The sequence below is a fragment of the Stenotrophomonas sp. GD03654 genome (assembly GCF_029845105.1).
Lineage (GTDB): Bacteria > Pseudomonadota > Gammaproteobacteria > Xanthomonadales > Xanthomonadaceae > Stenotrophomonas > Stenotrophomonas africana.
Window position 1 is genome coordinate 29761 of sequence record NZ_JAOCLC010000010.1, and the last position, 20705, is coordinate 50465.

At 67.2% G+C, this 20705-nt stretch carries 23 protein-coding genes; 10 read left to right on the top strand and 13 right to left on the bottom strand.

Features of this window, described 5'->3' with window-relative positions:
• Nucleotides 1–34: 34 nt before the first annotated feature.
• Genes N5J73_RS06075 through N5J73_RS06090 form a run of 4 tightly spaced genes read left to right on the top strand, consistent with a single transcriptional unit; the run spans nucleotide 35 to nucleotide 2832 of the window.
• A complete protein-coding gene (locus N5J73_RS06075) occupies nucleotides 35–511 on the top strand; it encodes an EF-hand domain-containing protein (RefSeq protein ID WP_049446000.1) in 477 nt (158 codons plus the stop codon).
• A gap of 56 nt (nucleotides 512–567) precedes the next feature.
• Complete coding sequence (locus tag N5J73_RS06080; protein WP_049446002.1) at nucleotides 568–1413, top strand: DUF692 domain-containing protein; 846 nt, start codon at nucleotides 568–570, stop codon at nucleotides 1411–1413.
• A complete protein-coding gene (locus N5J73_RS06085) occupies nucleotides 1406–2191 on the top strand; it encodes a putative DNA-binding domain-containing protein (protein ID WP_049446003.1) in 786 nt (261 codons plus the stop codon). Before N5J73_RS06080 ends, N5J73_RS06085 begins: the two co-directional genes overlap by 8 nt.
• 2 nt (nucleotides 2192–2193) lie before the next feature.
• A complete protein-coding gene (locus tag N5J73_RS06090) occupies nucleotides 2194–2832 on the top strand; it encodes a ferric reductase-like transmembrane domain-containing protein (RefSeq protein WP_049446005.1) in 639 nt (212 codons plus the stop codon).
• Nucleotides 2833–2894: 62 nt separating this feature from the next.
• Here N5J73_RS06090 and N5J73_RS06095 read toward each other — a convergent pair whose 3' ends face one another.
• The 6 genes from N5J73_RS06095 to N5J73_RS06120 all read right to left on the bottom strand — a co-directional run bounded on the left by N5J73_RS06095 (nucleotide 2895) and on the right by N5J73_RS06120 (nucleotide 7655).
• On the bottom strand, nucleotides 2895–3299 hold the full coding sequence (locus N5J73_RS06095; protein WP_049446007.1) for a hypothetical protein: 405 nt from the start codon (nucleotides 3297–3299) through the stop codon (nucleotides 2895–2897).
• A gap of 71 nt (nucleotides 3300–3370) precedes the next feature.
• A complete protein-coding gene (locus N5J73_RS06100; protein WP_049446065.1) occupies nucleotides 3371–4507 on the bottom strand; it encodes a metallophosphoesterase in 1137 nt (378 codons plus the stop codon).
• Nucleotides 4508–4589: 82 nt separating this feature from the next.
• Nucleotides 4590–6128, bottom strand: a complete 1539-nt coding sequence (locus N5J73_RS06105; RefSeq protein WP_049446009.1) for a TerC family protein — start codon at nucleotides 6126–6128, stop codon at nucleotides 4590–4592.
• A gap of 43 nt (nucleotides 6129–6171) precedes the next feature.
• The gene (locus N5J73_RS06110; RefSeq protein WP_049446010.1) at nucleotides 6172–6396 is read right to left on the bottom strand and encodes a helix-turn-helix transcriptional regulator; all 225 of its coding nucleotides are present in this window, start codon (nucleotides 6394–6396) and stop codon (nucleotides 6172–6174) included.
• Between the two features lie 13 nt (nucleotides 6397–6409).
• Nucleotides 6410–6877 (bottom strand): DUF2975 domain-containing protein, encoded by a 468-nt coding sequence (locus N5J73_RS06115; protein WP_049446067.1) that lies wholly within the window; start codon nucleotides 6875–6877, stop codon nucleotides 6410–6412.
• Between the two features lie 184 nt (nucleotides 6878–7061).
• Entirely contained in the window at nucleotides 7062–7655 is a 594-nt protein-coding gene (locus tag N5J73_RS06120; protein WP_049446012.1) for a hypothetical protein, read from the bottom strand.
• A 132-nt stretch (nucleotides 7656–7787) separates the two neighbouring features.
• Between N5J73_RS06120 and N5J73_RS06125 the strand changes: the two genes are divergently transcribed.
• Nucleotides 7788–8099 (top strand): metalloregulator ArsR/SmtB family transcription factor, encoded by a 312-nt coding sequence (locus tag N5J73_RS06125; RefSeq protein ID WP_049446013.1) that lies wholly within the window; start codon nucleotides 7788–7790, stop codon nucleotides 8097–8099.
• Nucleotides 8100–8110: 11 nt separating this feature from the next.
• Nucleotides 8111–9499 carry a DUF2867 domain-containing protein gene (locus tag N5J73_RS06130; RefSeq protein WP_164078493.1) on the top strand — a complete coding sequence of 463 codons (1389 nt, stop codon included), beginning with the start codon at nucleotides 8111–8113 and terminating at the stop codon, nucleotides 9497–9499.
• A gap of 42 nt (nucleotides 9500–9541) precedes the next feature.
• Here N5J73_RS06130 and N5J73_RS06135 read toward each other — a convergent pair whose 3' ends face one another.
• The 7 genes from N5J73_RS06135 to N5J73_RS06165 form a co-directional block, all read right to left on the bottom strand.
• Nucleotides 9542–9973, bottom strand: a complete 432-nt coding sequence (locus tag N5J73_RS06135) for a pyridoxamine 5'-phosphate oxidase family protein (RefSeq protein WP_049446070.1) — start codon at nucleotides 9971–9973, stop codon at nucleotides 9542–9544.
• 144 nt (nucleotides 9974–10117) lie between these two features.
• Nucleotides 10118–10558, bottom strand: coding sequence for a GNAT family N-acetyltransferase (locus tag N5J73_RS06140; protein ID WP_239508836.1), 441 nt, complete (start codon nucleotides 10556–10558; stop codon nucleotides 10118–10120).
• Nucleotides 10559–10627: 69 nt separating this feature from the next.
• Entirely contained in the window at nucleotides 10628–11071 is a 444-nt protein-coding gene (locus N5J73_RS06145; protein WP_049446017.1) for a hypothetical protein, read from the bottom strand.
• A 72-nt stretch (nucleotides 11072–11143) separates the two neighbouring features.
• Complete coding sequence (locus N5J73_RS06150; protein WP_049446019.1) at nucleotides 11144–12886, bottom strand: GGDEF domain-containing protein; 1743 nt, start codon at nucleotides 12884–12886, stop codon at nucleotides 11144–11146.
• A 55-nt stretch (nucleotides 12887–12941) separates the two neighbouring features.
• A complete protein-coding gene (locus N5J73_RS06155; RefSeq protein WP_049446021.1) occupies nucleotides 12942–13967 on the bottom strand; it encodes an AI-2E family transporter in 1026 nt (341 codons plus the stop codon).
• 116 nt (nucleotides 13968–14083) lie between these two features.
• Nucleotides 14084–15136 (bottom strand): sensor domain-containing diguanylate cyclase, encoded by a 1053-nt coding sequence (locus N5J73_RS06160; RefSeq protein ID WP_049446023.1) that lies wholly within the window; start codon nucleotides 15134–15136, stop codon nucleotides 14084–14086.
• Between the two features lie 145 nt (nucleotides 15137–15281).
• Entirely contained in the window at nucleotides 15282–16289 is a 1008-nt protein-coding gene (locus N5J73_RS06165; RefSeq protein ID WP_049446025.1) for a LacI family DNA-binding transcriptional regulator, read from the bottom strand.
• A gap of 95 nt (nucleotides 16290–16384) precedes the next feature.
• On the opposite strand from N5J73_RS06165, the gene N5J73_RS06170 reads away from it, so the two are divergent.
• The 4 genes from N5J73_RS06170 to N5J73_RS06185 are packed head-to-tail and all read left to right on the top strand — an operon-like array spanning nucleotide 16385 to nucleotide 20702.
• The gene (locus N5J73_RS06170) at nucleotides 16385–17437 is read left to right on the top strand and encodes a sugar phosphate isomerase/epimerase family protein (RefSeq protein WP_049446027.1); all 1053 of its coding nucleotides are present in this window, start codon (nucleotides 16385–16387) and stop codon (nucleotides 17435–17437) included.
• Nucleotides 17438–17464: 27 nt separating this feature from the next.
• Nucleotides 17465–18682 carry a nucleoside permease gene (locus N5J73_RS06175; RefSeq protein ID WP_049446029.1) on the top strand — a complete coding sequence of 406 codons (1218 nt, stop codon included), beginning with the start codon at nucleotides 17465–17467 and terminating at the stop codon, nucleotides 18680–18682.
• 12 nt (nucleotides 18683–18694) lie between these two features.
• Entirely contained in the window at nucleotides 18695–19819 is a 1125-nt protein-coding gene (locus N5J73_RS06180; RefSeq protein WP_049446031.1) for a Gfo/Idh/MocA family oxidoreductase, read from the top strand.
• A 19-nt stretch (nucleotides 19820–19838) separates the two neighbouring features.
• Nucleotides 19839–20702: a sugar phosphate isomerase/epimerase gene (locus N5J73_RS06185; RefSeq protein ID WP_088480582.1), complete on the top strand. Its 864-nt coding sequence runs from the start codon at nucleotides 19839–19841 to the stop codon at nucleotides 20700–20702.
• The last annotated feature ends 3 nt before the right edge of the window (nucleotides 20703–20705 follow it).

Sequence of the window (20705 nt, forward strand, 5' to 3'; positions counted from 1 at the left end):
CACGCCCCGCGTGCTTTCCCAAGGAGTCACCACCATGTCCGTCTCGACCAAGAACACCCCCTCCTCCCGCCTGCCGCGCATCGGTGCCATCGGCATCGCCCTGGCCGGTGGCCTGCTGCTGGCCGGCCAGGCCGCCGCGATCCAACCGCTGGCGATCAGCGCGGTGGCCATGAGCGCCGCCGCCGAAGGCAAGTGCGGTGAAGGCAAGTGCGGGGCCAACAAGGCCACCACCGGCAAGCCCGCCGGCAAGGCCAAGGTGGCCGAGGGCCAGTGTGGCGAAGGCAAGTGCGGCGACGCCTCGTTTGCCCGCACCGACCGTGACCGCGACGGCAAGGTCTCGCGCGCCGAGTTCAACGCTGTGGCCGCCAAGCGTGCCGCCGAGTTCGACCGCATCGACTCCGATCACGACGGTTACATCAGCGAGCAGGAAGCGCACGACTACCTGCGCAGCGTCTACACCGCCAACGGCAAGCCGATGCCGAAGGGCCTGTTCGCCCGCGTTGCCGATTGATCGACGTTCAACCGGCGCCGCCTTCGAGGCGGCGCCCTCCCTCTGGAGCATCCGCCATGTCCCTGCCCCTGCCCTTCAATGCCGCCGGTCTTGGCCTGCGCCGTGGCCTGATCGACGAACTGCTGGCAATGCCGTCCGGTGCCATCGACTTCCTCGAAGTCTCCCCCGACAACTGGATCGGCGTCGGCGGTGCACACGGCGCCGCGCTGCGCCAACTCAGCGAGCGCCACCCCTTGACCTGCCACGGACTGTCACTGTCGCTGGGCGGTCCTGATCCACTGGACCGCACCCTGCTGGCACAGACCCGGGCCTTCCTCGACGTGCACCAGGTGCAGCTGTACAGCGAACACCTGAGCTACTGCGCCGCCGGTGGCCATCTCTACGATCTGCTGCCACTGCCGTTCACCGCCGAGGCCGTACACCATGTGGCCGGCCGCATCGCCCAGGTACAGGACGTGCTGGGCCGGCGCATCGCGGTGGAGAACATCTCCTACTACGCCGTTGCCGGCGCGGACTTGAGCGAGATCGACTTCATCAACGCCGTGCTCGCCGAAGCCGACTGCGACCTGCTGCTGGACGTCAACAACGTCTTCGTCAACGCCTGCAACAACGGTTACGACGCCTTCGAATTCCTGGCCCGCGTGCCGTCCCACCGTGTCGCCTCGCTGCACGTGGCGGGCCACTTCGATGAAGACGATGGCTTCAAGATCGACACCCACGGCGCGCCGGTGAAAGGTGTGGTCTGGGCGCTATTGCGCGAGGCCTATGCGCGGGTGGGCGTACGCCCCACGCTGCTCGAACGCGACTTCAACTTCCCGTCGCTTGCAGAACTGCTGGGCGAGGTTGCGCAGATCCGCCAGGCGCAGGCCGAGGCATGTTTGCCCGAGGTGGCCCATGTCTGAGTTGCTGGCTACGCTGCAACGGCGCTGGGCCGATCATGTGCGGGACCCGTCGATGCCTGCGCCCGATGGCGTCGAGGCACGGCGGATGGCGGTCTACCGCCGCCTGTGCATCGACAGTCTGGACAGCCTGCTGGCGGGCAGCCTGCCGCGGTTGAAGTCGCAGCTGGGCGATGCCTGCTGGCGCGACACAGTGGAGCACTACTACGCCAGCCACGCCTGTCACACCCCGCTGTTCCCACGGATCGCCGGCGAGTTCGCGGGCTGGCTGGCGGTGCAGGACACGCTGGCGCTGCCGGCCTGGGCAGCGGAAATGGCCCACTACGAGAGCACGCAGCAGTCGCTGCATATTGAAGCGCGCGCCGCCGGGCGTTCGCTACACCGCGTTCCGGTGGACAGTGATGTGCTGGCGGTTTCGCCGTTGGTGCGGGTGCTGGGCTACCAGTGGCCGGTACATGAGGACGGGGCGCTGGAGCCGGTGCTGGATACAGCTCCTGTGCTGCTGATGATGCGCCGCATGCCTGAATTCAGCCTGCAGGTCGACGAACTGTCACCGCTGGCCTACGCGCTGCTGTCGGTCTTCAGCGATGACGGCACGCGTGTGGATGACGTATTGCAGACCGTGGCTGAAGCACATGGTGTTGCGCCGGATGAGCTGCGTGCGGCCTGCATTCCAGTGCTGAGCGAACTCTGCACGGCCGGCGTTCTGGTTGCGTCGACTCATCTCCGGGAATGCCGGCCAGCGGCCGGCACTACCCCTTCTCCATTCTTCGAGGCCTGACCATGACTGTTTCCAACACGTACTTCCTGCACGGCTGGCGCCTGTTCGTGGCCATCGCGGCGGTACTGATCGCCTTCGCGCTGGGCGCGTTCGCCCTGCATGCCGATGTGGCCGAGGGCAGCCGAGCTGCGATCCGGGTCACTGCACGCACATCGTTCCTACTGTTCCTGGCGGCATACACGGCATCGTCGTTCGCCAGCCTTCTGCCGGGCCCGTTCACCCGTTTCCTGTTGCGCGAGCGTCGCATTGTCGGGCTGTCGTTCGCGTTCTCGCACCTGCTGCATGCAGTGGCGATCACCACCTTCGGCATCCTCAACCCTGCGTTCTGGCCAGCGCGCTCGGCCCTGGCCAACCTGCCGGGCACAGTGGGCTACGTCGCCATCCTCGCCTTGGCCATCACTTCGCACCGTGGCATCGCCCGCCGCATGGGCCCCACCGCGTGGCGTCGCCTGCACGTGATCAGCATGTGGATCATCGCGGCGGTGTTTACTTACTCGTACTTCAAGCGCGTGCCGGGCAACTTCTGGTATGCGGTGCCGTCGGCGCTGCTGTTCACCGCCTTCGTGGTGCGCTGGATCGCCAAGCGGGCGCAGGCGCTGCGCCGAAGTGCGCATGCGCGGCCGCCGCTGCGGGCGGCCTGACGGGCCGGGGTCAGATCCCTTTGCCAAAGGCGAAGGGATCTGACCCCATCATGCCGTCCCCATCAGCCGTCACGTGTGGCGCGATAGGCCGCGTAGGCATCGAGGATCTTCTGCAGCCGCGCGTGCTGTTTCGTGCCCATGGGGACCCGTTGCACGCGCTTCAGCAGCGTCTTCCACATGTATCCGGACCGGAAGAAATACGGCCGCACCTCAAGGAAGGTCAGCGCGACATCCAGCGTATCCGGATCGTGCTCGGCAAGTTGCTTCAACGCGTTGGCATAGCCTCCCGGAAACGCCAGCCGCTCGTAGTGCTGGTGGAACGCCGCGCAGGCCTGGGCGTGCAGCAGCTTCTGCTCCGGGTCACGCCAGCGCAGCGCGGCACTCTCGTGGATGGCCTGCTGCAGCCGGTTGATCTCGTCAGTATTGGCGCGGATCAGGCGCTCCATCGGGGCACGGGGATGGGCCATGGTTCCTTCCATGTGGTTGTCAGGGGTCAGATCCCTTTCCCTGCGGCAAAGGGATCTGACCCCGCTTCCGGTCACGGCGCGCGGCGCAGCGTCACCAGGGTGATCTCCGACGGTACACCGATGCGCGCCGGAAAACCCGCCCAGAGGCCCGCACCATTGCTCACGTACAGGGTCATCCCATCCACGTCGTAGCGACCGGAGACGTAGCCACCGTTGGCTCGCTTCACCAGCTGGTCCATGCCGATGATCTGCCCGCCGTGGGTATGCCCGGACAATTGCAGCTTCACGCCACGCGCGGCCGCCTCGCGCGCATTGCGCGGGCGATGGTCGAGCAGGATCACCGGCGCGGTGGGATCGGCGCCAGCCAGCGCGGTCTCCAGATCCGGCAGTGGCAGGCCATAGCGCGCCGCCACCGGGTCGGTGACCCCGGCGATGGTCAGCGCTGCATCACCGCGTCGTACCTGCACGTGGCTGTTCTCCAGCACCTGCATGTGCAGCGCGCGGAACGCCTGCATCCATGCCTGGTACTGCGCGTAATACTCGTGGTTGCCGGTGATGGCGATGACACCGTCCGGCGCCCGCAGGTCCGCGAGTGGACGCGCGTCGTCACGGCGGGCCTCGACACTGCCGTCGATCAGATCGCCGGTGATCACGATCAGGTCCGGCGTCAGTGCGTTGCTCTCATTCACTACCCTGCGCACCCAGTCGCCGGTCAGCAGGCGGCTGGTATGGATGTCGGTCAGCTGCAGCACGCGATAGCCGTCGAACGCGGCCGGCAATCCGGCGATGCTCACCTCGATATGCCGGGGCTTGGGCACCGCCATGCCCTGGCTGACACCATAACCACTGACCAGCAGTGCCAGCACGCCGGCCACCGGTCGCAGACGCCGCGTGCGCATTGCGGCTACCGCGCGAGGCCAGCGCAACAGGCGTGACAGCAGCAGGCCGGCGTCCAGCACCAGCATCACCAGCGCCAGCAGCAACACCGCGGTGGAGCCGGTGGCCAGCGTGGCGATGGCCAGCTTGGGGATCTCGGGCGACGCCGTCGTACCCCAGAAGGTGGCGACGATGCGCAGCTGCACGGCAACGGCCACCAGCAGCAGCGACAGCACGACCTTCAATGCGGCGGGCATGCGCAGCGGCCAGAACAGGCGCCAGGCCACATACAGGCCCATCAGAAAACCAATCGTACTCAGCACTACGACAATCCATAACGGCGAACAGGTCCGCCATGGTGACGGCAGAAGATGGCAATGGATAGAGCCGGGCAAGGGTCCAGCCCCGACATCGTCACGCTTCCGGCAGGCGTTCCACCCGCAGGCGGGCGATGCGGCGCTTCTCCATCGCCAATACGGTGATGCGGATCCCGGCCACCTCCAGCGTGTCGCCGACGTCGGGCAGGCGGCCCAGTTGCTCCAGCACCAGCCCGGAAATGGTCATGTAGTCCGCGCTGCGCGGCAGCGACACGCCGGCCAGCCGCTGCAGGTCGTCCAGGGTCAGCGCACCGTCGGCCTCCCACTGATCCTCGCCCTGTGCGACCACGCCATAGCGCTCGTCCTGGGTATCGGCCAGGTCACCGGCAATGGCCGCCAGCAGGTCGTTGGCGGTCACCAAGCCTTCCACGCTGCCGTACTCGTCCACCGCCACCGCCAACGGCACCGGATGCTGGCGGATCAGCTCCAGCGCCTGCAGCGCACTGGCGCTGGACAGCACGTACTGCGGCTCGCGCAGGTTGCCTTCCAGCTGCAGCGGCTTGCCCTGAAGCAGATCGGCCAGCAGGTCGCGGCTCTGCACCACGCCACGCAGGCTGTCCAGATCACCGTCGCCCACCAGCAGCCGGGTATGCGGCGACGCCACCAGGCGGGCCACCACATCCTCCTGCCCACGCGCCAGGTCGATCCACTGCACATCGGCACGCACGGTCATCACGCTCGACACCGGCCGATCGGCCAGGCCCAGCACGCTGCGGATCATCTCGTGTTCGGCCGGCTGCAGGCGCTCTTCGGCATCGACGTGTTCGTCTGCGGCTTCGTCGTCGTGGCCATTGGCCGGGCGCGCACCCAGCATGCGCAACACGGCATCGGCGGTGCGCTGGCGGAACGGCTGGCGGCGCTCGTTGCGTTCGCGGTTGAAGCGCACCCACTGGTTGAATGCTTCAACCAGGATCGAGAAGGCAATAGCCGCGTACAGGTAGCCCTTCGGGATCTTGTAGCCCAGCCCCTCGGCCACCAGGCTGAAACCGATCATCAGCAGGAAGCCCAGGCACAGCACCACCACGGTCGGGTGCTTGTTGACGAAGCGGGTCAGCGGCTTGCTGGCCAGCAGCATCAGCGCCATCGCGATGGTCACCGCGGCGTACATCACGCCCAGGTTGTCGACCATGCCGACCGCGGTGATCACCGAGTCAAGCGAGAACACCGCATCAAGCACCACGATCTGCGCCACCACCATCGCAAAGCTGGCATAGACCTTCTTGCCGTCCTCGTGATGCTCGCGGCCTTCCAGCCGTTCGTGCAGCTCCATGGTGCCCTTGAACAGCAGGAACAAGCCACCGCCCAGCAGGATCAGGTCACGCCCGGAGAAGCTGTGGCCGAACAAGGTGACCAGCGGCTCGGTCAGTTTCATGATCCAGGCCAGCGCCGCCAGCAGCACCAGCCGCATCAGCAGCGCCAGCGCCAGGCCGATCACCCGCGCGCGGTCGCGCTGGTGCGGCGGCAGCTTGTCGGCAAGGATCGCGATAAACACCAGGTTGTCGATGCCGAGAACGATCTCCAGCACGACCAGGGTTGCAAGGCCCATCCATATCGAGGGGTCAGCCAACCATTCCATTTCAGGTCCGTTTCGTCAGTAGGTAAGGGAAAAGAGCAATCATTCAGTCGGCATCCTGCAGCTGCGCCGGGTCATGCCCGAGCAGGTCGCCGGGCGTGCACTGCAGCTCGCGGCAGATCGCATCCAGCGTGGAAAAGCGGATCGCGCGTGCCTTGCCGGTCTTCAGGATCGACAGGTTGGCCAGGGTGATGTCGATGCGCCCGGCCAGCTCGGACAAGGTCATGCCGCGCTGCTGCAGCATGCGGTCGAGGGTGATGACGATCGCCATCAGATCATGCTCATCAAATCACACCGTCCAGATCGTCGCGCATCGCTGCGCCAACGGTGAACACCCGCGCCAGTACGAACAGCATCAGTACGGCCACCAGGCCGGTGATCGACATGCCACCGCCAACTTCCATCCACGCAAAGTCCGGCCCCATCCAGCTGGCGTACAGACCGATCACGATGGACAGCACCTCCATCGCCAGCATCAGCCAGGCCATGCGTTGCAGGCGTACGGCATTGGCATGGGTGAAGGGGCGTTCGTTGGCCGCAGAACGCAGCAGCCGCGCCAGGTGGCGCAGGAACATCAGGCACAGCACCAGTAGTGCGACGATGGCGGCCAGGCCCACGCAGAAATGCAGGAACAGATGCGAACCGTGCACGGCCGCGGCCTGCGCGTCGTGCACGCTGTCCAGCAGCCAGCTGCGGTCGTAGGCCACCAGCGGCACCGCCAGCAGCGCGGCCAGGATGCCCAGCCAGCACATCGCGCGCACCGCCTGCACGGCGGTCTGGGCCAGGGTGAACAAGCCGCGCGCAGGAAGGACGCGGGCGGGACGAGCGGTCAAGCAGCCTCCGATGTGGAGCGGCCCTGCCGCCCCGGGGTGGATTTATCGATAAACGATATATCACATCTCCGGGCTGTCGGCTGAATCTCGTGCTCCGGCAGCGCTACCGGGCGGGTGTCGGCGCCGGCGAAGTGGCCTGTTCGCGCATCGCCTCGCCCGGCGTGGCCGAGGCCATCGCCTGCACCCCGGCCTCGGTGGCCTGCCGGGTGACCAGCCGGAAGTGCACGCGCAGCTTGCTTTCGCCCGGCGTTGCCCAACCGTACTGGATCGCCACCTGGTCGCCGGACAATGGACCGCGCGAGGGCAGCGAGCGGATCTGCAGCGGCTTCGGTGCGGCCTGCATCAGCCGCGCGAAGCCCTTCTGCACCACCGCCGGGTCGGCCTTCTCGGCATACACGGTGCAGGTGCCATCGTCGGCCCAACTGACCGCGTAGCGGCCACTGGCCAACGGCACCATCCATGCCATGCCCGGCTGGCCCTGCAGCAGCGTAGCGGCCTCGGCCGGCTGCAGCGGCGTCAGGCCATTGGCATCCATCAGCGACTGCAGCCGCGCCGGCGCGCCGATGTGCTGCATGCAGGCCGTGTCGAACAGTTCGCTGAAGGGATCCTGCGCCGGTGCCTTCGGCGCTCGCGCAGGCTGGGCCATCACCACGATCGGCAGCAGCAGGCCAGCGATCAGCCAGAACGCAGGGCGCATCGGAACTCCACGGAACGGAAAACAGCGGGGAGGATGACAAAGCCGGAAGGCAGTACGCAACGGGCACGCCTGCGCTTGACATCACCTGCCGCCAGGGGGGAACATCAGTTAACGAATTAGTTAATTACAACCATGGACCGCATCTTCGAAGCCCTGGCCTCCACCGCACGCCGGCAGATCCTGGCCTACCTCAGCGCCGGCGAACTCAGCGCGGGCGAGCTGGCCGAGCGCTTCGATTTCAGCAGGCCGGCACTCTCCAGCCACCTGCGCATCCTGGAAGACGCCGGCCTGATCGAACGCGAGAAGCGCGGCCAGTTCGTGTACTTCCGGCAGGTGCCCGACCGCCTGGCCAACACGCTGTTTTCCTGGGCTGCCGAAGTCTGTCCGGTCGGCGGCCCGCTGAAGCGCGAAGCGCGCGCACGCCGCAAGACACCCGCCCGCTGAGGAGCACTGCGATGCCCGGTTCGACCCGCACCAGCCGTTCGTTCCCGAGTATCCAGCTTACGGCATACGACGGTGGTGGCCCGGTGGAAGTCACCCTGATCGCGCAGCTCGGCATCGGTGCCGGCGATGCGCTGGTGAGCGATGCCAGCCAGCGCCAGCGCCACCACCCGGCCTTCATTGATGCGCTGGACGAGCCCTCGGCACGGTTGGGTGGCATGCACCTGCAGCACGGCGATCCGTCATCGCTGTACAGCTTCGTGGTGGGTGCCGGCGGCCATCCCTTCCACCGCCATGCCGGGCCGCGCATGTTCACCGCCATCGCCGGCAGTGCCGGTGCCGAGCTACGGTTTGCCAGCGCATCCGATCAGCAGCTGGCGGGCGATCCCTCGCACTTCCTGCGGTCGCTGCGTCGTGTCCGCATTCCGCCCGATTGCCTGTTCACCGTGCGCTTTGGTGGTGGCACCTGGCACCAGTTCGCCTCGAACAGTCCGGCCCATCCTGCCCTGTTCGCGCTCTCGTGCCACAGCAATGAGCTGGCCGGGGCAATGAGCGAGCAGGCGCGCGCGCAGGCACAGGCAAACGCCGCGGACATTCCCAGCCTGACCGACGTGCTGCCAGCAGCGCACTGGCCCAGCGCAACCACACTCGCCGCCACGCCGTTGCTGCAACTGTCACTGCAGGCGGCAGTGCCCAGCCTGCGCGCACGCCTGTGCGTGCAGACGCGCACGTTGCTGGGGCCGCTGCGTCGCTTCAGCCTGGAGCCACTGCGCGGATTCGTGGAGCGGGCGACGCCGGCGTACCCGGTCTGCAGCAGCGCGTCGTCGCCTCCAACGGGAATGCTCGCCAGCGCCCTGCCGCACAGTCACTACAACGACACGACCACGCTGACCCTGCACGGCGGGCAGACCGGCCATCGATCGGCCTCCGCCCTGCTGGCCGACATACTGGATGGATTCCTGTGCAACCCGCCGGCGGGCGTCGGTCGCTTGATGGCCCTGCGCAATCGTCTGGTTGCACCACTGCGTCTGCGCACCTCGCCGCTGGGCTGCCCGGTGTCGTCGCTGCTGTCCACCGATCGCAGCCGCGTGTTCTGCGGACGTTTCCCGGTGCTGGATGCCCAAGTAGATGCGGAAGACCGGTGTGCCGAAGTGCTGCTCGGCGCAGACGACCGCCATCTCCGCTTCCGCAGCAGCGTGCGCGTGCAGTTCTGCGAGGACGGCCAGGTCCAGATCAGCCTGGGCTCGCGCGTGCAGACGCTCAATGCGTTTGGTCGCTTCTACATGGCCATGATCGACAGCGCCCATCGTCATTACGTGGCCCCGGCACTGCTGCGCCGCGCCGTTGAACATGCGCTGGCACCGGAACTGGCCGCGTGGTCCGGCACGCCTGCACATTCCTGAGCTGCGGCAGTAATGTGCAGGGGCCCTGTGCGGCCCCCGCGATCAGACCACGATCTCGCCTTCGTCGTCGCCATCCCAGTAATGGATGCGGCTGGCGTGTACGTGGATCAGCACCAGACCCGGCGTATCCACGCCCTGCTCGAACCACCGCTCCAGGTCCTTCACCCAATGCTGGGCCATCGTGGCGCGATCGCGGATCAGCACCGCCCTGCCCTGCACGTGCACGAACAGCGGTGGCTTGCCCAGCAGCGACTTGCTGCCGGTCAGGCCCAGCGCCACGTTCGGGTCGGCGCTGATCTCGCGCACCATGTCGGTGTTTTCCACGGTGAAGAACCAGCTGTCGCCGTCGTAGTCCACATCGCCGTTGTTGCTCATCGGGCGGCCAGCGATCTGGCCGCCGGCATGGGTCTGCAGCATGGTGAAGTCAATGCCGGCCATTTTCTTGGCCAGTTCGGGAAGGGTGAGCGTGGTCATGGGCAGTTCCTTCAACAGATGGGTGTCCAGCGTCTGCCCGACGCGGTGACCGATGCGTGGATGGCTGCTGGCGCCTTCTTCACGCAGTGGCCGCAGTTGGCATTCCCGCGTGCAGCGCGCCCGCGCCGCGGTGACCGTCACTCATCAGCGCGGATAGCGGAACACCAGGTCATCCGGATCGCTGCGCACCGCCTGCGCGTCCAACACGCCGCCGAGGCGGACTGCCACTGCCTGCGAGGCGTGGTTGTCCGCTGCCATGTAGCTCACCAGCGTCGGCAATCCGCGCACCATGAACGCCCAATCACGCAGCGCCGCCGCCGCCTCGCTGGCGAAACCCTGCCCTTCCTGCCCGGCATACAGCAAACAGCCCAGTTCCTGTTCCGGAAACAGCGGGCCATGGTTGATGCCGACCTGGCCGATGCACTCGCCCGTGTCGCGGCGCTCGATCATCAACGCGCCGTGGCCGAACAGATGCCAGCTGGCCAGGTCGTGGCAGAACTGCCCCCACGCGGCGACCTCAGCGAACGGCCCGCCCATGCCGCGCGCACGGGGCGAGGCCAGGAACGCGGCATACCGGGAAGTCATCCAGGCATTGCGCGCGCAGGCGCAGGCGCGGTGTCTCCAGCACTGGGATGTGGATCATGCGTGTGCCAGTCAGTACACGGCCAGGAAGCCGCAGCCGCGGCGTTGTGGTTGGCCCTCGACAGTTACCTGCACGCTGGCCGATGTATCCACGCCTTCGGCGTTGCGGCAGGGCTCGCGTTTGATCTCGACGACGGTGGGCTGCTCGCCCAGCGTACCGTTGAGCACCGTCAACGAACTGGGCGCACCGGCCGGCTGGCCTAGGTAGCGCAGCGTTCCAGCGCTGCTGCGGCCAGCAACGGTGAGCGTGGCATCGTGGTTGCCCTTGCCGGTGGAGGCGATCTCGATGGACCAGCCGGCGCCACCGCCGGTGAAGGCAGGCACCGGGCTGGCACCAGCGGCGATCGACGGATGACGTGGCGCATCGGCGCCCGGATCGGGCTGCGGTGTGCTGCTGGCGCAGCCAGCGGACAGGCCCGCCAGCAGCGTGGCAGTCACAACGGAACGCAGGGTCATGGCGTACTCCTGGGACGGGCGAGTGGCCAGTCTAGGCAGCAGCGCGTGCGCTGGCGATGAAAGAGGCTGCCCTCAGCGTGCCGCACGTCCAGCAGGGGACACCTGCACCCGGTCGCGGCCCAGCGCTTTGGCCTCGTACATGGCGGCGTCGGCGGCACGCACCAGCGCGTGCCAGCCGATCGGGTCAAGCGCGCCCTGGGCAACACCGAAGCTGGCAGTGACCCGCAGGATGTCACGGCTGCCCAGCACGATGTCCTGCGCACGCAATGCCACCCGCAGCGATTCGGCCAACCGCCGGCCACTGGCCAGATCACCATCGGCCAGCAGCACCAGGAATTCCTCGCCACCGTAACGGGCGATGCTGTCGTTGCGGCGCAGATGGCTGCGCAGCAACTGCGCCACCTGCACCAGCACATCATCGCCGGCCGCATGCCCCTGGCCATCGTTGATCGCCTTGAAATGATCCACGTCCAGCAGAATCACCACCGCCTGCGTGCTTCCCTCGGCACGCCGCTGTCGTACCCGTTCCTCCAGCGAGCGCCGGTTCAACAGGCCGGTCAGCTGATCGGTATCGGCCAGCTCGCGCAGCTCACGGGTCAATGCCGAGCGCTGGTGCGACTTCGCCCGCAGTACCTCGATGGCATCGAACAGGCGCTGCATTTCCGCCATCGGGTGGGTGGCATGCTGCTCTGCACCCGGCGTGTCCGAGGCGATCTGGATCACCTGCGCCTGCGCCTGCAGCAACGGCCGCAGGATCTGCACATGGGCGATGCGCAATGCCAGCGCAAGCAGCAGCAGCGTACCCAGCGCGGTGGCACCCAGCACGGTCAGGCGTACCGCTTCCTTGCTGCGGGTGTGCTGGAAGCGCGCGATCGAAACGCCGAGGTAGCCATCACGCAGCGCTTCCAGCGATTGCAGGGTGGGCACGTAGCGCGCGGTGAACTCGGCCGCCGTCCAGGGTGGCGGTACGCCGCGCCGGCCATCGTCGATCAGCTTTTCCACCATCGGCAGCGACTGGCCGAAGAACTGCCGGCGCGCCATGTCCCAGTGCAGGGACAGCGCCGGCTCGCTGCGGAACACCGATTCGTGGCTGGCCGCCAATCGCCACAGCTCCAGCAGGCGGCCCTCGGTCTGCTGCGCAGCGCGTACCTGCGGCTCCCGCCACGCGCCGGGCACGGCCAGCGGCGCCATCACGCTGGATGCCAAGCGGCCACCGTGCTCGCGCAGGTCGATCAGGATCTGCCCCTGCATGGCAGGAATCGCGGCTTCGCGATCAGCCGCGACCAGATCGCTGATCTGCACCGAGGTCAGCGCCTGCAGCCGGTCGTACACCGCGAACATGTTGTTGATCGCGTGTTCCACCTCCTCTGCCGAGCGCTCGCCTCTTGGCAGCGCGGCCACCCGGTCGACCGCGGCGCGCGCAGTCTGCAAGCGCCGCCGTGCTTCGTGCAGGCGCGGTGTTTCGTCCACCACCCGCGGGTCGTTCTGGAACACGTCCTGCAGGTGCTGCGTCGCTGCGTCCACCCGCTGCCGTGCGACCGCCAACTGCGCGGCCAGTCGGCGCTGCTGCTGCACATCGGTGCTGTCGGCGCCGAGCAGGCTGTTGGCCGGTCCCCGCTCCGCCGACACCAGATTGGCCAGTTCGAAGGTCTGCCGCAGTTGCTGCAGGCTGACCAGGTTCGCCTCGGCTTCGGTGTAGCGCTGCGTGCCCTGCACCAGCGCGATGGCCATCAGCGGCAGCGTGCACAGCACGAACAGGCCACCGAGGATCCAGAGCCAGGTCTGCAGTCCGTTTGGCGATGCCCTGCGGCCCATCGATGTGTCCCCTGGGGTGCGGATCAGTGTAGCGCTCTGCCCGGGCGAAGGCGGGTCAGATCCAGCGCTGGTCCACCAGTTCGCGCTTCACGTAGGCGTAGAACACCGGCGCGGCGACCAGGCCCGGCAGGCCGAAGGCTGCCTCCATCACCAGCATGGCCAGCAGCAGCTCCCAGGCACGCGCCTGGATCTCGCCACCGACGATGCGCGCGTTGAGGAAGTACTCCAGCTTGTGGATCACCACCAGGTACAGCAGCGCAGCCACTGCCACGTAGAACGACACCGACAGCGCGACGATGGTGATGATGGTGTTGGAGATGATGTTGCCCACCACCGGCAGCAGGCCCGCCAGGAAGGTGATCAGCACCAGCGTCTTCGACAACGGCAGGTGCACGCCGAACAGTGGCAGCACGCCCAGCAGGAAGACGGCGGTGAATACGGTGTTGAGCAGCGAGATCTTCACCTGCGCGAACACCACCTGGCGGAACGCGGTGGCCAGGCGGCTGGTGCGGCCGATCAGTTCCTGCGCCAGCGGGCCCATCTTCGGCAGCGGCAGTTCGTCGTACAGCGCGATCATCGCGCCCAGCACCATGCCGATCAGTACGCGCACACCGACCTGCACCACCGAGGTACCGGCCACGCCCAGCTGGCGCTGATGCTCAGCGGCCCAGTCGTTCAGCGCCGTGCGCAGCGCCGGCATGTCTTCGGGAATATAGGGTTGCAGCAGCGCCGGCACCTGGTGGCGCGAGGTGTTGAGGATCTCCATCAGGCGCGCCAGCAGTGCATCCGGGCCGCCGGTCTCGTTGCGGAAGAACGAGGCCACGCCGATGCCGGCCAGTACCAGCCCGCTGATGATGATCGCCGACAGCATGATCACCGCGATCGCCCGCGCCCGTCCCGGCGGCAGCTTGCCTTCCACGGTGGAGGCCAGCACGTGCGTCAGCTGGAACACCAGCAGGCCGGACAGCAGGGTCACCACCAGGCCCAGCTTCAGCGCCAGCCACATGCCCAGCAACATCATCAGCCACGCCGCGATCCTTGGGATGGGGGGCTTGGGCTGGGCAACAAGGGCGTCTTGCATGGGCGCGCGTCCGGGCGGGGTGGCCCATGGTAGAGGATTGACCCGCCGATTCGGCGTGCAGGCTGAACGGGCGTTACGCTCTCATGCCGTGGCGGCCCTGCAGCCGCCCCATCCACTCACTCGCCGTAACTGGCCGTATTCTTGCCCTGCCGCTTGGCGTGGTACAGCGCGCGGTCGGCCAGTGCCAGCCAGTCCTCGACACTGCCACCCCGCGGCGTGGCGGCAATGCCGATGCTTACGCTGAACTCCACGCCCGGGGTGATCTGGCGCGCGGCCTCGAGCAGATGCAGGCGCACCCGCTCGGCCACGTGCATCGCATCGACGGGTGCGCAGTCCTGCAGCAGTACCACGAACTCATCGCCCCCCAGCCGCGCCGGGGTATCACCGGGCCGCGCAATCGTACGCAATGTTGCAGCGATATGCCGTAGTACCTCGTCGCCCGCGCGATGGCCAAGCGAATCATTGATGCGCTTGAAGTCATCCACATCGAGCATCAACAGGCAGGCGAAGCCACCTTGGCCCTGCGCCCGGTCCAGTGCCTGCTGCGCTCGCAGGATCAGGAAGCCACGGTTGGCCAGCTCGACCAGCGGATCCATCCGGCTCAGCCGCTGCAGCTGTCGGTTCTGCGATTTGACCCGGCGCGCCAGCTGCCAGCTGAGGATGCTGAGGCCGATGCCGTAGACGAACAGGAACGGCACACTGAGCACGATCGTGCGCTGCGATGACACCGGCTGGTAGGGAAACCCAAGCACCCACCAGGTGAGCGCGAACCCCACTACCAGGGCCAGTGTGGCCCGTACCGCCAGCTTCACCCCGCCGGCGGCGATCTTGTCGGCGACCAGCAGCGCGGCGAACAACGCACTCGGTACGACGCTGAGCCCCATGAAGGCGATCCAGCCACCGCCAAAGTAGGAATCAATCACCATGCAGCGGAACTGGACCACGGCAGGCTGCCTTGAGCGCCGGGTCAGTACCAGCGCGAGCGCCGGCCAGGCCAGCGCATTGAGCAGCAGCAGGACCCACGCCAGCGCGCCGTCCTGGCGTTCGAGCATGATCGAGGCAATGGGGACCGCCCCCAACCCGTTGCCCACGAAACGCATCCAGCCGATGCGCCGTGCCGCGCCGATGCCTTCGACCGAGACCTCGGTCGAGTCCGTCAAGAACGGCATTGCCGACCCCCTTGAGCGATCGCAGCTGCCACCAAGGCCCTTGCCGGGCTGCCTGCCGTTAGTCTGACAGCTCTGCGTCAATTCGGGATCAAGGTTGCAGAAGCCGTCTGGCGACAATCATGGGGCAGCGAGCGCTGCCCTGCCTTCACCGGGCCCTGGGTGCAGCCGTCGAGCCCCGCAGCATCAGGCTGAACTCCAGCGTCTGCTGCAGCGGCACATCCACGTGCTCGATGATGGCGAGCAGCAGGTTGACCGCGCGCTCGCCAATCTCCCGCATCGGCTGCCTGATCGTCGTCAGCGGCGGCGTGAGGTAGCGCGAGGAGGCCAGGTCGTCAAAGCCGACGATGGACAGGTCCTCCGGCACGCGGATGCCCCGCTCCCGGCAGGCCGCCAGGGTACCCAGCGCCATCTGGTCGCTGAAACAGAAGACCGCGGTCGGTACCGGCGCGGCGGCCAACATCGACATCGCGGCTGCATGGCCCGACTCCACGGAAAAGTCACCCGGCACGATGTTCAACTGGCGCAGGCGTCCACGCGCCTTGCCGGCTGCCCGGACCCCTTCCAGCCGTTGCTGGTGCAGCGGATTGTCGGGAGGTCCGCCCACCACTGCGATGCGTTCGTGCCCCAGCCCATACAGGTGCTCCATCACCGCGCGCGCGGCGGCCGCATTGTCGATGTGGACGCTGGGGATGCCCAGCGCGGGATCGAACTCGCAACCGTTGACCACCGGCGCGGCCGCGCCCCGCTGTGCGACGATCTCCCGCGCCGTGGGTGGCAGGCGATGCCCGAGCACGATCATGCCGTCGGCCTCATTGCGCCGGAGCATCTGTGCATAGCGCTCCTCGCGATCCGGTTGATGCTGGGTGTCCCCCAGCAGGACCGCGTAGCCAACGGCCTGCGCGGCGTCCTCCGCACCCTGCAGGATCTGGGCGAAGAACGGATTGGCGATGTCCGGGACGGTGACCAGGATCTTGCCGCTGCGCTGGGTCTTGAGCGTGCGGGCCACCGTGTTGGGCACATAGCCCAGCGCGGCGGCGGCCTGCTCGATGCGCGCACGGGTGGCCGGCAGGACTTTGTCCGGCCGCGAAAGCGCCCGCGACACCGTGCCTGCGGAGACGCCCACGTGCTTTGCGATGTCGTAGATGGTGGCCATGGCGTTAGTCCTCCTGCCCGCTGTGCACTGCACAACAGGTCCTGCGTGAGCCCCTGCTAGGATAATGCAATCGATTGCATCGAGGGCGAATCACGTTGAAGACGCTCAAGGGTCCAGCGCTGTTCCTGGCGCAGTTCATCGGCGACGCAGCTCCTTTTGATCGGCTGGACACGCTGGCCGGGTGGGCCGCGGGTCTGGGCTATTCTGGCGTACAAGTGCCGACCAGCGCGCCTCATCTGCTCGATCTGGCAGAGGCCGCGCGCAGCCAGGCGTACTGCGACGACATTGCCGGCATGCTGGCCGGTCATGGCGTGCAGATCACCGAGCTGTCCACCCATCTGCAGGGGCAGCTGGTCGCGGTGCATCCGGCCTACGACAGTCTGTTCGACGGATTCGCACCCGCGGACAAGCGCGGCGATCCCGCCGCCCGCCAGGCCTGGGCCGTGGAGCAGCTTCTATTGGCCGCCAAAGCCAGCCAGCGGCTGGGACTGACCGCACACGCCACGTTCTCCGGCGCACTGGCCTGGCCCTACTTCTATCCCTGGCCGCAGCGCCCGCCCGGCCTGGTGGAAGAAGCCTTCGCCGAACTCGGCCGCCGCTGGCGTCCCATCCTCGATGCGTATGACGCCTGCGGCGTGGACCTGTGCTTCGAGATCCACCCCGGGGAGGACCTGCACGACGGCGCGACCTTCGAACGCTTCCTCGATGTGGTCGATCACCACCCACGCGCGAAGATCCTGTACGACCCCAGCCATCTGCTGCTGCAGCAGATGGACTACCTGGGTTTCATCGACCGCTACCACGCGCGCATCGGTGCCTTCCATGTCAAGGATGCGGAGTACCACGCCAGTGCCAGCAGCGGCGTGTACGGCGGCTACCAGAACTGGATCGATCGCCCGGGGCGGTTCCGTTCACCCGGTGACGGCCAGATCGACTTCAAGGCAATCTTCTCCAAGTTCGCCCAGTACGACTTCCCCGGATGGGCGGTACTGGAATGGGAGTGCTGCCTGAAGCACCCGGAAGACGGCGCACGCGAGGGTGCCGCCTTCATACGCGACCACATCATCCGGGTCACCGAGCGCGCCTTCGACGACTTCGCCGACAGCGGAACGGACGCCGCATCACTGCACCGCATGCTGGGAATCTGAGCCATTACCGCCCCGGGAGGGCAAGCCATGTCGCACGCCATGTCGCGCTTGGGCGCGATGATGTTTCTGCAGTTCTTCATCTGGGGAGCGTGGTTCGTGACCCTCGGGACGTACCTGGTGCAGGGCCCGCTGCAGGCCAGCGCCAGCCAGGTGGCCACGGCCTTCCTCAGCCAATCCATCGGCGCCATCGTGGCGCCGTTCCTGGTCGGGCTGATCGCGGATCGCTACTTTGCGGCGCAGCGCATCCTTGCGGTACTGCATCTGGCCGGTGCGGTGCTCATGTGGCTGGCGTCCACGGCCACCAGCTTCAGCATGTTCTCTGCCTGCGTGATGGGCTACATGCTGCTTTTCATGCCGACGCTGGCACTGGCCAACAGCGTGGCGATGCGGCACATGCAGTCGCCCGAGAAACAGTTCCCGCTGGTGAGGGTGGCGGGCAGCATCGGCTGGATCATCGCCGGCGTGCTGATCGGCTGGCTGGGCTGGGAACAGGCGCACCGGCTTGAACTGACGTTCCGGATGGCGGCACTCGCGTCTCTGGTGCTGGGCCTGTATGCGTTCACTCTGCCGCACACGCCGCCGCTGGCGCAGCAGCGCGATGCCGGACTGGGACAGATCCTGGGGCTGGATTCGTTGCGTCTGCTGAAGTCGCGCGCCTACCTGGTGTTCTTCCTGGCCTCCATCGCCATCTGCATCCCGCTGTCGTTCTACTACAACTTCACCAATCCGTATCTCAACGACCTGGGCGTGCGGGGTGCAGCAGGCCTGCAGTCGTTGGGCCAGGTCTCCGAAGTGCTGCTGATGCTGGCCATGCCGTTCCTGTTCGTGCGGCTGGGGGTGAAGACCATGCTGGCGGTCGGCATGGCCGCCTGGGTGGTGCGCTACGCCTTGTTCGCCTTCGGCGATGCGGGCAGCGGTTTCTCCCTGCTGGTGATCGGCATCGTGCTGCACGGCATCTGCTACGACTTCTTCTTCGTCACCGGCCAGATCTACACCGATGCCCATGCCGGCCCTGCCGCGCGCAGCAGCGCACAGGGGTTCATCACCCTGGCCACCTATGGCGTGGGCATGTTGATCGGCACCTTCCTGTCCGGCGCGGTGGTGGAGCACTTCACCACCGAAGCCGGACCCGACTGGCAGCAGATCTGGCTGTTCCCGGCCGGTGTTGCGCTGGTGGTGCTGGTCGCCTTCCTGCTGCTGTTCCGCGATCGGCCGGCGGCTGCGGCCGCGCCCTCCACACCCTGAGGATCCCCGTCGATGCCCAAGCTTGGAATCGCCATCGTTGGCGCCGGCATGATCGGTGCAGTGCATCGTCGTGCGGCACTGCTGGCAGGTGCCGAGGTACGCGGCGTGGCCGCCTCGTCACCGCAGCGCGCGCATGAAGCAGCACACTCCTGGAATGTCCCCCGTGCCTACCGGGATATCGAGGACGTGATCGCCGATCCCCAGGTGCAGGTCGTGCATGTGTGCACGCCCAACCATCTGCACCGCGCCATGGCACAGGCCGCGCTGGAAGCCGGCAAGCACGTGATCTGCGAGAAACCGCTGGCGACGACGCTGGACGATGCGCAGGCGCTGGCGGCGTTGGCCGCCTCGACTGGATTGGTTGCCACGGTTCCCTTCGTCTACCGCTACCACCCGGTGGTCCGCGAGGCGCGCGCCCGTATCGCCCACGGTGAACTGGGGCCGTTGCACCTCATCCACGGCAGTTACCTGCAGGACTGGCTTCTTGACCCCGCCAGCAACAACTGGCGTGTTGACCCGGCGCTGGGCGGCACGTCGCGCGTGTTCGCCGACATCGGTTCGCACTGGTGCGACCTGGTGGAATGGATCAGTGGCGAGCGCTTCGCCGAAGTGAACGCGGCATTCGCCACGGTGATCGCCGAGCGCGGCGCCGTCAGCGGGCAGAGTTTCAGCACGCCAATGGCAGCCAGCGCGATGCAGGCCGTCATGAGCGAGGACGTTGCCGCGGCGATGTTCAGGACCGGCGCCGGTACGCTGGCTTCATTGACGGTCAGCCAGGTCTCGGCCGGGCGCCACAACCGCCTCTGGTTCGAGATCGATGGCGCCAAGGCCAGCGTGGCCTTCAACCAGGAGGACGCCGAACGACTCTGGATCGGCCTGCCCGGCCAGCGCGAGGAAATCTTCGTACGCGGGCCAGGCGCCGGCAGTGCCGAACAGCGCCGGCTGTCCGCGCTGCCGGCCGGGCATGCACAGGGCTACGCCCAGTGCTTCGAAGCGTTTGTCGCCGACACCTATCGCGCCATCGAAGGCGATCAGCCGCAGGGCCTGCCCACCTTCGAAGACGGCCTGCGCTCGGCGCAGATCGTTGATCGTGTCATTGCATCGGCCAGGTCACGCGCCTGGACCACCATCGGTTGAATGCCGGGAGGATCTGTTGATGAAAGCCCTTTTCCGTAGAAGTGCAGGCCTCATCCTGCTGCTCGCTGCCCTGCCCGCCTTCGCAGGCGAAGCCGCCAGCACGCAGAAGCCGATCGCGGTGCAGATGTATACCCTGCGCGATGCAGGCTCGCTTGAGCAGCAATTGAAGATCGTCCACGACGCGGGCGTCCATGCGGTGGAAACGGTCGGTACGCAGAACACCAGCGCCACCGAACTCAAGCAGCTGCTGGACCGGTACTCGATCAAGGCGATTTCATCGCATGTGCCGCTGGCCGAGCTGCGCGGCAATCTGGATGGGGTGGTGGCCTTCAACCGCTCGATCGGCAACACCACGCTGGTGGTGCCTTACCTGGATGCGAAGGACCGGCCGACCGATGCGGCGGGCTGGACGGCACTGGGCCAGGAGTTGGGCCGCCTCGCCAAGCAGGTGCGCGGCAAGGACATGCGCCTGGCCTATCACAACCACGACTTCGAACTGGTCGACTTCGATGGCAGGACCGGACTGGAGCTGCTGTTCGCCGCCGCCGGTCCAGACCTGCAGACCGAGCTGGACCTGGCCTGGGTCGCGCGCGCGGGCCTGGACCCTGCAGTGATGCTGGCAAAGCTCCGCGGCCACGTATTCGCGGTGCACGCCAAGGACAATGCGCCCAAGGGCCAGGCCCAGGACGAAGGCGGATTCGCTGCGGTGGGCCAGGGCGTGCTGGACTGGAATGCGATCCTGCCTGCTGCAGCAGCCGCCGGCGTCCACTGGTACATCATCGAGCACGACCAGCCACGCGATCCGGCCAAGGTCATCCAGACCGGTGCGGACTACCTGCGTGAACATCTGACCACCCGCGTGCACGCCCGTGCGCGCCGCTGACGC

Bases quoted from the DNA above. Each gene is read 5' to 3' on its own strand.
- N5J73_RS06075 (WP_049446000.1), top strand. From the start codon at position 35: ATGTCCGTCTCGACCAAGAACACCCCCTCCTCCCGCCTGCCGCGCATC.
- N5J73_RS06080 (WP_049446002.1), top strand. From the start codon at position 568: ATGTCCCTGCCCCTGCCCTTCAATGCCGCCGGTCTTGGCCTGCGCCGT.
- N5J73_RS06085 (WP_049446003.1), top strand. From the start codon at position 1,406: ATGTCTGAGTTGCTGGCTACGCTGCAACGGCGCTGGGCCGATCATGTG.
- N5J73_RS06090 (WP_049446005.1), top strand. From the start codon at position 2,194: ATGACTGTTTCCAACACGTACTTCCTGCACGGCTGGCGCCTGTTCGTG.
- N5J73_RS06095 (WP_049446007.1), bottom strand. From the start codon at position 3,299: ATGGCCCATCCCCGTGCCCCGATGGAGCGCCTGATCCGCGCCAATACT.
- N5J73_RS06105 (WP_049446009.1), bottom strand. From the start codon at position 6,128: ATGGAATGGTTGGCTGACCCCTCGATATGGATGGGCCTTGCAACCCTG.
- N5J73_RS06110 (WP_049446010.1), bottom strand. From the start codon at position 6,396: ATGGCGATCGTCATCACCCTCGACCGCATGCTGCAGCAGCGCGGCATG.
- N5J73_RS06115 (WP_049446067.1), bottom strand. From the start codon at position 6,877: ATGTGCTGGCTGGGCATCCTGGCCGCGCTGCTGGCGGTGCCGCTGGTG.
- N5J73_RS06120 (WP_049446012.1), bottom strand. From the start codon at position 7,655: ATGCGCCCTGCGTTCTGGCTGATCGCTGGCCTGCTGCTGCCGATCGTG.
- N5J73_RS06125 (WP_049446013.1), top strand. From the start codon at position 7,788: ATGGACCGCATCTTCGAAGCCCTGGCCTCCACCGCACGCCGGCAGATC.
- N5J73_RS06130 (WP_164078493.1), top strand. From the start codon at position 8,111: ATGCCCGGTTCGACCCGCACCAGCCGTTCGTTCCCGAGTATCCAGCTT.
- N5J73_RS06135 (WP_049446070.1), bottom strand. From the start codon at position 9,973: ATGACCACGCTCACCCTTCCCGAACTGGCCAAGAAAATGGCCGGCATT.
- N5J73_RS06140 (WP_239508836.1), bottom strand. From the start codon at position 10,558: ATGACTTCCCGGTATGCCGCGTTCCTGGCCTCGCCCCGTGCGCGCGGC.
- N5J73_RS06145 (WP_049446017.1), bottom strand. From the start codon at position 11,071: ATGACCCTGCGTTCCGTTGTGACTGCCACGCTGCTGGCGGGCCTGTCC.
- N5J73_RS06150 (WP_049446019.1), bottom strand. From the start codon at position 12,886: ATGGGCCGCAGGGCATCGCCAAACGGACTGCAGACCTGGCTCTGGATC.
- N5J73_RS06155 (WP_049446021.1), bottom strand. From the start codon at position 13,967: ATGCAAGACGCCCTTGTTGCCCAGCCCAAGCCCCCCATCCCAAGGATC.
- N5J73_RS06160 (WP_049446023.1), bottom strand. From the start codon at position 15,136: ATGCCGTTCTTGACGGACTCGACCGAGGTCTCGGTCGAAGGCATCGGC.
- N5J73_RS06165 (WP_049446025.1), bottom strand. From the start codon at position 16,289: ATGGCCACCATCTACGACATCGCAAAGCACGTGGGCGTCTCCGCAGGC.
- N5J73_RS06175 (WP_049446029.1), top strand. From the start codon at position 17,465: ATGTCGCACGCCATGTCGCGCTTGGGCGCGATGATGTTTCTGCAGTTC.
- N5J73_RS06180 (WP_049446031.1), top strand. From the start codon at position 18,695: ATGCCCAAGCTTGGAATCGCCATCGTTGGCGCCGGCATGATCGGTGCA.
- N5J73_RS06185 (WP_088480582.1), top strand. From the start codon at position 19,839: ATGAAAGCCCTTTTCCGTAGAAGTGCAGGCCTCATCCTGCTGCTCGCT.